The following is a 13194-nucleotide window of genomic DNA, read 5'->3' on the forward strand; positions in this document are numbered from 1 at the left end:
AAATGTGTCTCTCTTGGGAGGAGTGACTAACGGGAAACCTGGCGGTTATCGCCGCATCGGGCGGTGATCCCTCATCTTTCTGAAACGCTCTTTATGAGCCTCTTGGGCCTCATCTTTCGTCACTTTGCCATCGCCATTGAGGTCCATGCGCTTGAAGTGACGCACGGCGGGCTCCGCAAATTCCTCAAGCGAGACTTTCTCGTCCCCGTTACGGTCGAACCGGGCCATGAACTGCATCCGGGTCGGCGCCTTCATCGGCGGGCGGCCTTCCGCCCCCATCGGGCAGTCGCCATCCTGGCATGGTGACGGCCTGTCGCCTTTGTGGAACCGCTTCTTGCCGCGCTTCATACCCTGGGGCATAGGCATTTCCTTGGGCAGTTCATCAAGAACAAGAAACCCGTCCTTATTCTTATCGAAGGAAGCGAACTTGGCCTGAACATGCGCCATCAGCTCATCGTGGGTGATAACGCCGTCATTGTTGGTGTCCATCAGCTTGAAGATATTTTCGGGTCTGGGCGGTGTCTTATCGTCTGCGCTGGCTGCACCGCCTGCCATATATAGCGCCCCCGAAAGAGCAAGGAGTTTTAACGAGGTACGGATGATCATTTTTTTGATCCTTTTCCTGGTTGCCTGTCGTGAACTTATGGAGATGGTACGCTGACAACCGACCTCACCCTTCGCATCACACCTCACATTCTCGTGTACTAAATTTTAGATATAAGCTTTCCCTATAATCTTGCCCGAACCCCTGATTTCTCCTACTTTCACGGCTTAAGTTGAAATTTGAGTTTAAGGCCAACAGTTAATTAAGGATAAAAAACATGCGTATAGTGGGGATTGTGCTTGCTGCACTCATCGCCCTGCCTGCCCATGCGGATGCGATTCAGCAGACTAAAGGAACTTTCCAAGACAAGTTCCGTCAGCTTGAGGCGGATCTTCCGACACCGAACGTGTACCGGACAGCATCGGGGGCCCCGGGGCACCAATATTGGCAGCAGGAAGCAGACTATAAGATCAAAGCCAAGCTCAACGAAACCGAGCGGACGCTATCCGGGACAGAGACGGTAACCTATACCAACAACTCACCCGACACGCTGACCTATATCTGGCTCCAGCTGGACCAGAACCGTTTTGCCAAGCATGGCGACGCCTATACCACGATGGAAGTCGGCCGCGAATCCTCCAAGAAAATGAGCTATGCGACGATGCATTATATCGCCCGTATGGAACAGTTCGATGGCGGCTTCAAACTGCACAGCGTCAAATCCGGCGGCAAGGACCTGGACTACACCATCAACGACACGATGATGCGGATCGACCTGCCGAAGCCGCTCAAGTCCGGTGGCAAGTTCGTCTTTGATATCGACTGGCTTTACCATATTCCCGAGGGCAAGACCCTGTGGGCCCGCGGCGGTTATGAAACCTACAAGCGCCATGGCAACGATGTCTTCTTCATCGCCCAGTGGTTCCCGCGCCTTGCGGCCTATACCGACCTTGAGGGCTGGGAAACCAAGCAATTCCTAGGCACCGGCGAATTCACGCTCGAATTCGGCGACTATGATGTCGAGATCACCGTGCCTGCCGACCATATCGTCGCCTCGACCGGCGAGCTTGAGAATACCAGCGATGTCCTGACCAAGGACCAGCGCGCCCGCTTCAAAAAAGCGCGCACGGCGGACCGCCCGGTCTTTGTCGTCGAGCCAAAGGAAGCGCTGGAGACTGAAAAGACCCGCGCCAAGGGCACTAAAACCTGGCACTTCAAGGCCGACAATGTCCGTGATTTCGCCTTTGCCTCCTCACGCAAGTTCGTGTGGGATGCCTGGGGCGTGAAACTGCCTGGCAGCGGCCGCACGGTCATGGCCATGTCCTTCTATCCTGAAGAAGGCATGCCGCTTTGGAACAAATATTCGACGCAGGCGATCGCGCATACGCTCGACACCTACAGCCGCTATTCGTTCGAATATCCCTACCCGGTCGCGATTTCGGTCAATGGCCCTCTCGGCGGCGGCATGGAATATCCCATGATCACGTCGAACGGCCCGCAGCCGGAGATCGACAAGAAGGAAGACGGCACCGAAGTCCGCACCTACAGCAAGCGGACTAAATACGGCCTGATCTCCGTGGTTATCCACGAAATCGGCCACAGCTATTTCCCAATGACGGTCAACACCGACGAGCGCAACTGGGCCTGGATGGACGAAGGCGTCAACAGCTTCCTCCAAAGCCGCGCCGAACGTGAGTGGGAAGCCAACTACCCGGCCCGCCGCGCGGTCCCCACGGGCATCATTTCCTATATGACCAGCCCGGACCAGGTGCCGATCATGACCCAGTCGGACAGCATCCTCGGTTATGGCCCGAACGCCTACACCAAGCCGACGGTCGCGCTCAATATCCTGCGGGAAACCGTCATGGGGCCGAAGCTTTTCGACTTCGCCTTCAAGGAATATGCACGGCGTTGGGAGTTCAAGCGCCCCTACCCGGCTGACTTCTTCCGCACCATGGAAGATGCGTCGGGCAAGGACCTGGACTGGTTCTTCCGCGGCTGGTTCTACACCACCGACCATGTGGATATCGCCCTGACCGGCATCACCCATGCCCGCATCAATACCGAGGACCCTGCGGTCGAAAACCCGATCAAGGAAGCCAAGGACAAGGATGAGCACCGCTACGCCGGTGAGATGCGTGTTCAGCGGGAACTCAAGCAGCACCGGGTCGACAAATATCCGGAGCTTCTCGATTTCTATAACGAGAACAGCGACTATATCGTCACCGAGAAGCAGAAGCAGGCCTATGCCGACAAGCTCAAGGGCTTGAAGGACTGGGAAAAAGAGCTGCTCAAATACGGGCACGAGCTCTATTTCCTCGACTTCGAGAATATCGGTGGTCTCGTTATGCCGCTCATCCTGGATGTCGAATATAAAGACGGCAGCCATGAGGAGGTCCGCGTACCGGCCGAAATCTGGCGCCGCAATGCCAAGCATGTGACCAAGCTCCTGATCCGGGACAAGGAGATCAAGTCTGTTGTTCTCGATCCGAACCACGAAACCGCGGATGCGGACGAAAGCAACAACGCATGGCCGGCCAAGCCCAAGATGACCCGCGTGGAGCTGTTCAAATACTCCCATCCGCGCAACCTGATGAAGGAAGTGCTGGACGGTCAGGAAATGGTGAAAAAGGAAAAAGCCAAGGAAACGGCAACGCCTAAATAACCATTCCAGGAAGCGAACCATTGGGGGGCATCTGCCCCCCAATTTCTTTTGGGGTGATGACCCCTTATATAAAGACAGCCGGAAGACACTTGACAAACGCTGGGCTGTAAAGTCCCTTCGTGCACGGGGGAGTGGGTGCAAAGCGTACAATGATCCATAAGGAAGCGTTCAAAATTGGTCTGGGCCTTGGGGCCTTTTTGCTCGTCCTCGGTGTGTGGTTTGCCGGGCAGGCAAGCCCTGCCCTTTTCGGCCTTAGCCTGATCTTTATCGGCGGCTATACGGCCCTCGCCATCCTGGACTGGCGGGCGCGCCCCAAAACAACCACGGAAGACGACAAGCTCGTCAATGCCGACATGTTACCGGGCGCGCTTATCGTCACGTCGGTTAATGGCAAGGTCAAATTCCTGAACAGGTCGGCCCAGTCTCTGTTCTCGGAAGCCCCATCCTCCGCCGACATCAAGCCCCTCTTCGACTGGCTTCACGGTAACCTTGAGGACCGCAACCATGCGGACCAGGTGTTGGAGGCGGTCCTGTCCGCCCCCGAAATCCAATTTACCGAGATGCTGCAGATGAGGGATGGCCGGGTCTACGAACGCCTGACACGGCCGGTAGAAGCCTCACCGGACCGCATATGGATTTTACGGGACCTGACCCATGTCCAGATGGCCAATGACGACAACGCCATGCACCGCTCCATGCTGGAGGCCGATGCCGCCCGCACAGCGGAACTGGCAGAACAGCTTTTCCATGCCAAGGCCGAGCTTGAAGCCAAACAGGCGGAACTGACCCATCTTGCCAACACGGACTCCCTCACAGGCCTCCTGAACCGGCGCCGTTTCACCGCCCTCGGCGAGGAAGCCGTGCTCAAAGCAGGGGACGGCGAGGAAATCTGGGTGCTGATGATGGACATTGATTATTTCAAGCGCATCAATGACACCTATGGCCATGCCGCCGGCGATGTCGCGATCCGGGATTTTGCCCGCATCATGGAACAAACCATCGCCGACCATGGCTTTATCGGCCGCATGGGCGGTGAAGAATTCGCCATTATCCTCCCCCGTGCTACCATGGATGTCGCGATCCGCATGGCGGAAACGATCCGCCGCGAAACCGCCCGCAATCAAACGGTTTGCGACGTGGAAAAATTCCGTTTCACCGCCAGTATCGGCGTTGCCCAATGGCTACCGGAAGAAATAACCATCGAGCCCGCGCTTGACCGCGCCGACCAAGCCCTATACAGCGCCAAGACATATGGGCGAAACCGGGTTGTCGGCTTCGAATATGCCCGCGTTTAACAAGGAATATCGTCATGTCCAGGTGGCTTGCCCGTATAGCCGTCTTCTTCTGCCTGAGCCTGGGGGCCACCTTGCCCCCGGCGTCGGCGCACAATATTTTCACCACCTTCACCCGCATCGATTGGAACAAACGGGCCGGCACGCTGGAATTTGTCGTCCAGGTTCATGCCAACGACCTGGAAGCACGCCTGTCACTTGACCTGGGCAAACGGCTTACGTTCCTCGAAAAGAAAGACTATGCCGCCCTTGAGCAAGCCACTGGTCCCTGGGCGCTGCGCCACCTTCAGCTTTATGTGGATGACAAAGCGTTACCGCTCACCTACCTGGGTATGGAAATGAAGGACCAGCTTGTCTATCTGTATCTGGAGACAGACTGCAAAGAGAAGCCCAAGAAGATTCGGGTCATGAATTCCATGTTCCTGGAGGACCTGCCGGGTGAGCTGAATTCGGTTATGGCTGTCGTTGAAGGCGTCCGTAAGGCAGGCGAGATCACGGGCGACAGCGGCCCTGTGGAGATGGAATTCTAAGGCTATCACCACTTGCTTGCCACAATTGCTATAGCTAATGTGTCGAAGCACCATCATGCGAGAGATAGAATGACGTTGACTAAGTTTCTTATCCCGACCGGCCTTCTGGCTGCAGGCTTTGTGTCCTACGGCATTTCGGCCCATGCCGCAGACGCTCCGGCGGAAAACGACCCGCTGATGACGCTGGCGCATCAGGCCGCAACCTATGTCGGTGGCGCCCGTTACTGCAACGCCGACGAAGAGCTGATCGAAGAATATATCTCCAAGACAGACGCCAAGATCAAATTCCTCGCCAAGGATGAATATGAACGCGTCATCGCACAGATTGAGTTCAAGAATATCCTGGCCGTCGCCAGCACGCGGGAACCCAAAGGTGGTTGCAAGGCCTTCGTCCCCGTCTTTGAAGCCGCGGTCAAAAAGGCCCGCTGACCCTTCAGCCGGTTAGATAACACGAAAAACGGCGCGCCCGGAACCGAGCGCGCCGCACTTGTATCAGCCGATTTTCTTCCGCGATTAGCGAACGTAACTGGCGCCATTGATGTCGAATGTCGCCCCTGTCGCATTATCGACCTTGCCGGACAGCAGGAAGGTAATCATGTTGCCAACTTCCTCGGCCGGCGCGGCATCCCCCATCGGGATTTCCTGCAATTTATATTCATTGCCCGGCTCGTAAATACCGGTCGCCATATCGGTCTTCACCCAGCCTGGCGCAATGATGAAGCCGTAGATGCCGTCCTTGGCATAGGCACGGGCGATCGACCGCATCATGGCAACAAGTGCGCCTTTGCTGGCGGCATAATGCAGGCATTCGGGGATATCGCCACGGAAAGCAGCCCGGCTGGCCACCGTCACGATGCGGCCACCACCCTGCTTTTTGAAAGCCAGGACCGCTGCGCGGCACAGGTCAGCCACTGCCTGCAGGTTGACAGCGATAACGTCGGCCCAGTCCTTGTCCCAGACCTCGTCATCTGCATCGATTGGTGTCTCCGGCGCGATACCGGCATTGTTGACGAGGCCGTCGATCCGGCCTTTGAAAGCCATGGCTTCCTGCCACAGACGCTTGCCGGCGCCTTTTTCACCGAGATTGACCTGCACGGAAAGCACACGGTCCGCCCCATATTCGGCCTGAAGCGTATCAAGCTTGCCCGGCGCATTCTGATAGCTGCCAACAAGCGTGCCGCCCAGTTCCAGCACCAATTGTGCCGTTGCCGCCCCGATCCCGCGGGACGCCCCGGTGACCAAAATCGTTTGTCCTTCAAGTGTAAACATACTGCTGCTCCTGAGTTTGAGCAGGCAGTATAGAAAGGCTGCCGCTCAATGCGACAGTTATTGTCGGCTATTTCCTAACAATCTGGTGAAGAGGCTTCAGTGAGCGCTCAGCCATTCCCGCGCCTGGCGCTGGGCTTCGGCGATATCGCGGCGGTTCATGTCGCGGGCGAGCTCGGAACGGTCGACGGTCGCGCGGGAGACACCGCGGATAGCCGCCAGGTTGAACCATTTATGGGCCTGGACAAAATCCTGGTCCACCCCCTGCCCGGTCGAATAAAGGAGACCCAGGTCGTAAAGCGCATCCGGGCGTCCAGCCTCTGCCTGCGCAAGCCTGTCCGAAATGTAACCGTAAAGGTCCCGGTCTTTTTGTCCCATCCCACGTCTCCATCCAAACGGCGGGCAAAAAGGAAACAACCATAAGGACTGCACCCAAGGTGAATCCTTCATGGATGACGCAGGAAAACTGTATCTTGTGAGCGGGTAATTATCGGCCGACGATCACGTCCGGGCATGGCCTAACAAACGAATGATAGCAAAAGAAAGCAAGAATCAGAAGCGCTTTGGAAGCCCGCCGATACGCGTCACAAAAGCGCGTACGTGGCTTCCTGCCGGGCGACGCTGCGATCAGGTGGGAAAGCCACGCGAGCTTCCGTCCCGACCCCAAGTTCGCTGACCAGCGTGAAACTGCCACCATGCGCCTCCGTAAAGGCCCGCACAAGCGGAAGCCCAAGGCCTGTCCCGTCATGGCGGCGGGCAAGGCCCGTATCGGCCTGGACAAACGGCTCAAGCACCTTTGTCAACACATCCGGCGCCATGCCCGGCCCTTCATCCCGCACAACAAAGACAATGCCGCCATCGTCGTCATGATGGATTTCCAGAACGACGGCGGACTTTTCCGGGGAGAATTTGATGGCGTTGGACAGCAGGTTGATCAATATCTGGCGTACCACCTGCAGGTCGGCATGAAGGTCATAGTCCAAACCGGAATGGCTCAACTGCAGATCTATCGCACGGTTCTTGGCCATGCCTTCCATCATGCGCAGGACCTCACCCGCCAGGATGGACGGCGATTCAAAATCTTCCCGCAGAAGGAAGGCATTCGCTTCCAACTTCGACAGATCTAGGATTGAATTGATCACCCCCAGAAGGTGGCGCCCACTTTCCCGAATGTCCTGGATATAATTTTCAGAATTTTCGATGGGTTTACCGCGCTTCTTTTCGGTCAGAATGAAATCCGCGAAACCGATGATGGCGTTCAGCGGCGTTCTCAGCTCATGGCTCATGTTCGCCAGAAACTGGGTGCGCGCCCGTGTGGCAGCTTCGGCCTCGATACGGGCAGCTTCCAGCTCCCGCATCCGATCCTCGGCGCGGGCCATGTTCGCCTGCAACAAGGTATATCCCGTTCCGATACCCTGATAAAAGCCCCCGCGCATGATGATAAAGCCGTCCTGCACCGCATCCCGGCTGCCCACCAGCAGCCGATTGAGGTCGTCGAGCGAAAGATTGTCCTCAACCATGAGGGCGCCACTATCCATCAGCTCGATCACCGGCCGACGCTCATAAAGCGGGCGGCCGTAACGATCAGCAAGACGGGTCAGAAAATCCACGCGCCGCAAGAGGCCCAGCGGCCGCTGATGTTCGACAACAGGAATAGCCACAAGCGAGGTATCCGCCTGGAACCTGTCATACACAGCGCCGCACAGGGCCGTTGGTGCCACGGGGAGAACCGGGCTCGATATAATATTAAGAAGCTTCATACATTCACCCTTGAGGCAGCATCAGTAGTGGCGAAAATTTGTTACCGCACCATGACAAGGGGAACTGCCTTCAAACGCTTGGGAAAAGATTGTTCATCGATCATTCAGCGGGATCTATGATAATGAGGCGTAACATTGGATAGGTGCCACGAATTTGCCCGCTTTGATGGCTATGAAGGCGCCAGATACAGCCTTGGATAGGATTGCTGAATGATTGCAACAAAAAAGAAAATGGTGACCAAAGCGATCGCATTGCCCCTGGCCCTTGCGCTGGGCGCCTGCGCTTCCACCCCGTCGCCTCGTACATATGATTCCTATGCCGTCGGTCAGGTCCGCAGGGTTGAGCGCGGCACCATTGAAAGTTTCCGCTGGGTACAGGTGAAGAACGATTCCGGTGTTGGTACCGTCGCAGGCGCCGGGGTCGGTGCCGCAGCCGGGTCGACCATCGGCAACGGCGGCGCAGACAGCGTTATCGGCGCCATCGGCGGCGCCATCATTGGCGGCCTGATCGGCTCAAGCGTTGAAAAATCGGCCAGCACCAAAGGCGCCTATGAATATATCATCCGGACTGAAAGCGGCTCGCTTGTCACGATTGTGCAGGCGGACCAGCAACCCCTGCCGGACGGCGCACCCGTGATCATCGTCTTCGGCGCCGACCGCGCACGTGTCCGGCTTGACGATGCCGCCTTCCGGCAAAATTCGCAGCAGCAACAGCCGCAAAATTATCAGGATGATGAAGGTCAGTCTGGCCAGAATTACCGGGAAGAGCCATCCGGCCATGAAGAGGAAAACCCTCACCATTAAGGTTTGGGACTTTCCTGACAAACACAAAGGGCAGCTACAGGAGCTGCCCTTTTTCTTTTCCTTTGTCCCCTAAGGGGGGCTGGAGGCTGAAAGCTGCCCAGCCTTATTGCTGCGGGGTGTCCTCGGGAAGATCCTCCCCGTCATAGACATAGTCGGTGCCCCATTTGGTGCAGGTATAAGCACCGTTCTGCATCTTATACTCCAGGCAGCTCCGCTTCTGCTCGGGCGGGACATAATTTTCCTGGCCATAGGTATAGGCCCCCGGGTCATTGGAATTATAATCATCCCGCCGGTAGGTCGTGCTGCTGTCGTAGCCACGACTGGTCTGCGGTTGGGTGATCGCATTGCCAATTGCTGCCCCCACGAGCGCGCCGATCACTGTCCCGGCGCGGTGGTGACGGCTGCCGTCGATCTCACCGCCGATGATCCCGCCGACGACACCGCCAAGGATGGTGCCAACAATATTGTTGGCATCAGGCGGCGAGTAGGCATAGGGGTCCGACGTATAGCGCACGGTATATTCATAGCTCAGCCCCGGGCACCAGCTGCCATAGTGATAATGGTGGTGCGGCGCATACCAGACCCAGCGGGAATAGCTCGGCCAATAGCCTGAATAATAAGGCCAATCCCCGAAATAGTAGGGCCGGTAATAGATGTAACTGCGGTAATAGCTGTCCCACCAGATATTGTTGTAATAGTGCGGCCAGTAATAGCTCCGGTATATCCGCCGGTGACGGTCATGATACCAAAGCCGGTGGTGATCGTCCCGGTCACGATATGTCCGGCGGTCACGGGGATCGCGGCGATCCCGGCGGTCACGGTCCTGGACATGGCGGCGGTCATCGCGGTCACGGCTCGTGGTCCGCGTATCACGGCGAGGCCGGTCCTGATCATCGTTATAGCCACCGCGCGGACGATCTTCTCCCATGCGGGCAAGGTCTTCCTGGGCGCGCAGGCGTTCGATATCGCTCTGCCCCCTGTTTACCACGCTGCTATGACTGGTCGTCAGCCGGCTTGTTCCCTGTGGCTGCGTTTGGGTAACCCGTTCGCCGGCATGGGGGGCCCGGACCGCGGGCGCGGGCGGCGTAACGCTGCGGGCGTGCGGCGTGCGGACATCGCCTTCCGTCGCACGGTGAATGGTCGTGCTGTTACCGCCAACATCCCGGCGCACCGGCATTCCTGTGGTGTGCTCCGGGGCGGAGCGCGGTTTGGTGACCCGGCGGTCTGAAGCCGGGGGGGCCTTCTTACGCGGTTGGCTCGCAGGCTGGGGATGGGCAGGCTGGGGATGTGCAGGCGGCTGCGTCTTCTTGCGCTGTTCGCTTTGGACATGGCGGGTCGGTTCAGGCGTCATGCGGCGCGCCGTCGGAGCCTGATATCTCCGCTCCCCATCATTCCCACGGTTTACCATACGGGTGTGGCGTTCGCTGGACTGCGCCCGGACAGGCTCATGGCGCACACTGCGCTGCGCTTGTACATGGTGCTGGCGCTGGGGTTGGGACCTGCGCTGAACATGTGGCTGGGCCTGCCGGACATGGCTTTGTTCGGCGCGGTGATGCGAATTTCCGCCTGCAGCCACGGCGGCTTCGGCCGGCCACAAGATTGCTGTCGTGGTCAAAAGGAGCAGGGATTTCTTCAACATCGATGCCTCCTGTCATTATGCCCGATCAGCGTAGCGTTCGTAAACTGAACCGGGCATGAACCTGGCTGTCAGCCCAATGTCAGCGCAGTGTCAGCGCAGTGTCAGCGCAGTGTCAGCGCCTTATCACTTGCGCTTGCCGCCCCAATAGTGCGGGTTCACCGGGATGGCATAGACCGGATTATAATATATATCGTCGCCTCTGATCCAGGCGGCATCATAGGCGCGGGCGCGGGCTTCCATTTCCGCCCGCGACTGGTGGTAACCCATTGCAGCGCCTAGAGAAGCCAGCCCAATCGCAGCCGGAAGACCGCCGATCTCATTTCCGACAATCGCCCCGGATGCCGCGCCGATCACCGCATTGCGGCGACGCGCGCCTTCTTCGTCGCGGTAGCGCGGGGTGAAAAGCGCGGCGGGCAGATAGGCATCACAGCCATTACCCTCACACAGGCTCGCGTGCGGCACCTCAGGCCCTGCCGCCGCAACAGACGGACTCATTTCCTTTTTACCATCAATAGGTTGATCATCCGCCGCCGCAGCAGGGACGGTCAGAAAAACGGCAGCGAGCAGAGCATATTTAAGCATGAAGGGCCTCTCTTTCACCCTGAAAGGATGCCCTGCCTCCGTGGCGAAAGTGAGACCGGATTGGGGCAGCGTCCTTCGCTGTTGCCCGTGCAACAGGTCACTATTTTTCACGGCTTTCCCCTGTTGCATGTGCAACAGTTCGAGCACCATAACAGCAAAAAAGAAGGCCACCCCATAGGGTGACCTCCTAAATCGGCGACATCAGCCGACCTTCAGCCCGCTTAGGTCTTCACGCGAGCGCTTTTCGCCATCTGCTCGAACTTGGGCAGAAGCTCGTCATAATAATAGGTCGCGGCGGCATCCAGGAGCATCAGATAGAGCTTACCGTTGATCTCACCACCGATCGCGCGGCCATGGCGCTTGACCTCATCCTTCGAGGTGAAGGCATAGTCAAATTGGAAGCCTTGGGTGCCAGCAAATTCGGTGGGCTGTAAATTGGATACATTAACAATCGGCGTATCATACTGAATGACATAGGACGCGCGGACCAGTTCCATCACTTCGTTCGGCAGCATGTCCTTACGGTAGGTCGGCAGTTTCTTAGCCGATTTCAGAAGCGTCTCACCGTCTTTGACTCCGGCAAAGATCAGCACTTCATCGACCCCGAGGCCGTTGGCTGTCAGCATCACTGTATTTTTCTGGTACGGCAGGCCCTTGCCCTGGTTCCAGTCACTGACCGGCACGACCGTAAGGTCCTTGTCATGGAGTGTCGTCCCCGAGGACAACATGCTGAAGCTCGGGCCACAGGCGGAAACAAAAGAAAGGCTCAAAAGGGCAAAAACTGTGCGTCGGTTCATGATATCACCTCACATAAAATTCGATCATCGCCTTGTCGGCGGCATCGGGATCAAGTTGCAAATAGGTTGAAAAAGCTTTTTTGGCGGCCCCGGCATGGCCTGCCTTGAGCTGCATGAAGCCCAGGCCGCGCCAGGCCGCAGCCGGTACATCAGGCGATTTGACCGCCTCTTCATAAAGGGCAAGCGCCTTCTGGCTATCGCCTTCGCGCGCCCGCTGGCGCAGAAGTTCGGCCATGAAATAACGCCCATACCCCTTCCACACCGGTTCCTCTTCAAGGTGTCTCAGCATGAATTCGGCCCGGCCATAATCGCGCAGGCGCAGCTGGTCCTGCATGAACATGGGTAGATAGGGCCGGAGTTCCTGGAAATATTGCTTCTCGCCTGTGGTAAAACCGCTTTCCTTGCTGACAATCCAGTCGGCAGTATCCCTGAGCGTCTTTTCCCTGTCCTCACTGGGCGGGTGCGTGGCGAACAAAACATCCCCCAGAGAGCGCGAGTGTTTGGAACAATGCTTGGCCGCTGCCTTATCGATCTTGGCCAGATATCCCTTCGTCAATGCGCGCCTGCCCTTCTTGGCCAGCTTCCTGTCCTTGTAAGCCGACAGACAGGCCGCCTCGGATTCGCTCAGCATATATTGCCAGACATTCGCCGCTTCACGCGGGTCGTAACCCGCATGAACCATCATCTGCAGGCCGAACATATCGGCCTCGGCTTCCTGGTCGCGTCCGAATTTGAACATAGAGGCAACGGCCAGAAGGTTGATGCTCTCCGCCGTGTCGTAGCCGCCGCCCGCCGCGACAATTCCGAGTGTCAGGAAGGCCATAAAGTCGGACGTGTTCCGCATGTTGCGCCAGTTTTTGATAGAATGGCGACGCAGATAGTGACCAATTTCGTGGCCAAGCACGGCCGCGAGCTGTGCCTCATTCTGCATCCTGAGCAACAAGCCGGTCCAGACTTCCATCACGCCGTTCGGCCGCATGGTGGCGTTAAAATGCGGTGTCCGCACGATATAGACCCGGATATCACTGCAATAGTCCGGGGCCAGCCGACAGACGATAGACTTCACATAGGCATTGAGGTCAGGCTGGCGCAGCACGAACTGGGAATATTCGAGCTGCTCCTCCTGACGGTCCACCGCCATCCAAAGACCCGCCTCATCATTGTTCCGAAGCGGCTTGAACCCTGGCGGCACTTCGGGCCGGAGGTCACCATAATGGAGGCGTCCCCCTGCAACGACATCGCTGCACGGCCATAGGGCTGCCAGGCTGAGCCCGGCCGCCATCAGCATCTTGCGCATCATGATACGATCCGAGCC

General features: G+C 57.6%; 14 protein-coding genes. 6 read left to right on the forward strand and 8 right to left on the reverse strand.

Annotated features, from left to right (window positions below):
• Positions 1 to 45 precede the first annotated feature (45 nt).
• Positions 46 to 555, reverse strand: a complete 510-nt coding sequence (locus tag K6118_RS08875) for an EF-hand domain-containing protein (RefSeq protein ID WP_247119938.1) — start codon at positions 553 to 555, stop codon at positions 46 to 48.
• Positions 556 to 821: 266 nt separating this feature from the next.
• On the opposite strand from K6118_RS08875, the gene K6118_RS08880 reads away from it, so the two are divergent.
• From K6118_RS08880 to K6118_RS08895, 4 genes are all read left to right on the forward strand, one after another.
• Positions 822 to 3209 carry a M1 family metallopeptidase gene (locus K6118_RS08880; RefSeq protein ID WP_247119939.1) on the forward strand — a complete coding sequence of 796 codons (2388 nt, stop codon included), beginning with the start codon at positions 822 to 824 and terminating at the stop codon, positions 3207 to 3209.
• A 149-nt stretch (positions 3210 to 3358) separates the two neighbouring features.
• The gene (locus tag K6118_RS08885) at positions 3359 to 4504 is read left to right on the forward strand and encodes a GGDEF domain-containing protein (RefSeq protein WP_247119941.1); all 1146 of its coding nucleotides are present in this window, start codon (positions 3359 to 3361) and stop codon (positions 4502 to 4504) included.
• A 14-nt stretch (positions 4505 to 4518) separates the two neighbouring features.
• Complete coding sequence (locus K6118_RS08890) at positions 4519 to 5031, forward strand: DUF6702 family protein (protein ID WP_247119942.1); 513 nt, start codon at positions 4519 to 4521, stop codon at positions 5029 to 5031.
• 69 nt (positions 5032 to 5100) lie between these two features.
• A complete protein-coding gene (locus tag K6118_RS08895) occupies positions 5101 to 5460 on the forward strand; it encodes a hypothetical protein (RefSeq protein WP_247119944.1) in 360 nt (119 codons plus the stop codon).
• A gap of 84 nt (positions 5461 to 5544) precedes the next feature.
• Here the strand turns inward: K6118_RS08895 and K6118_RS08900 are convergent, their stop codons facing one another.
• The 3 genes from K6118_RS08900 to K6118_RS08910 form a co-directional block, all read right to left on the reverse strand.
• Complete coding sequence (locus K6118_RS08900) at positions 5545 to 6300, reverse strand: SDR family NAD(P)-dependent oxidoreductase (RefSeq protein WP_247119945.1); 756 nt, start codon at positions 6298 to 6300, stop codon at positions 5545 to 5547.
• Positions 6301 to 6396: 96 nt separating this feature from the next.
• The gene (locus K6118_RS08905) at positions 6397 to 6675 is read right to left on the reverse strand and encodes an SEL1-like repeat protein (protein WP_247119946.1); all 279 of its coding nucleotides are present in this window, start codon (positions 6673 to 6675) and stop codon (positions 6397 to 6399) included.
• A 206-nt stretch (positions 6676 to 6881) separates the two neighbouring features.
• Positions 6882 to 8057, reverse strand: coding sequence for a sensor histidine kinase (locus tag K6118_RS08910; protein WP_247119947.1), 1176 nt, complete (start codon positions 8055 to 8057; stop codon positions 6882 to 6884).
• A 210-nt stretch (positions 8058 to 8267) separates the two neighbouring features.
• Here K6118_RS08910 and K6118_RS08915 point away from each other — a divergent pair, with 210 nt between their 5' ends.
• A complete protein-coding gene (locus tag K6118_RS08915; RefSeq protein ID WP_247119949.1) occupies positions 8268 to 8861 on the forward strand; it encodes a glycine zipper 2TM domain-containing protein in 594 nt (197 codons plus the stop codon).
• Positions 8862 to 8964: 103 nt separating this feature from the next.
• Here K6118_RS08915 and K6118_RS08920 read toward each other — a convergent pair whose 3' ends face one another.
• Positions 8965 to 10212 (reverse strand): glycine zipper 2TM domain-containing protein, encoded by a 1248-nt coding sequence (locus K6118_RS08920; RefSeq protein WP_247119950.1) that lies wholly within the window; start codon positions 10210 to 10212, stop codon positions 8965 to 8967.
• 96 nt (positions 10213 to 10308) lie between these two features.
• On the opposite strand from K6118_RS08920, the gene K6118_RS08925 reads away from it, so the two are divergent.
• On the forward strand, positions 10309 to 10548 hold the full coding sequence (locus K6118_RS08925) for a hypothetical protein (RefSeq protein ID WP_247119952.1): 240 nt from the start codon (positions 10309 to 10311) through the stop codon (positions 10546 to 10548).
• A 75-nt stretch (positions 10549 to 10623) separates the two neighbouring features.
• Here K6118_RS08925 and K6118_RS08930 read toward each other — a convergent pair whose 3' ends face one another.
• From K6118_RS08930 to K6118_RS08940, 3 genes are all read right to left on the reverse strand, one after another.
• Complete coding sequence (locus tag K6118_RS08930; RefSeq protein WP_247119953.1) at positions 10624 to 11082, reverse strand: hypothetical protein; 459 nt, start codon at positions 11080 to 11082, stop codon at positions 10624 to 10626.
• Positions 11083 to 11303: 221 nt separating this feature from the next.
• Positions 11304 to 11879 (reverse strand): hypothetical protein, encoded by a 576-nt coding sequence (locus tag K6118_RS08935; protein ID WP_247119954.1) that lies wholly within the window; start codon positions 11877 to 11879, stop codon positions 11304 to 11306.
• A 4-nt stretch (positions 11880 to 11883) separates the two neighbouring features.
• On the reverse strand, positions 11884 to 13179 hold the full coding sequence (locus K6118_RS08940; protein ID WP_247119956.1) for a M48 family metallopeptidase: 1296 nt from the start codon (positions 13177 to 13179) through the stop codon (positions 11884 to 11886).
• Positions 13180 to 13194: the final 15 nt, after the last annotated feature.

Source organism: Kordiimonas marina (assembly GCF_023006325.1).
In the GTDB taxonomy this organism is placed as follows: Bacteria; Pseudomonadota; Alphaproteobacteria; order Sphingomonadales; family Kordiimonadaceae; genus Kordiimonas; species Kordiimonas marina.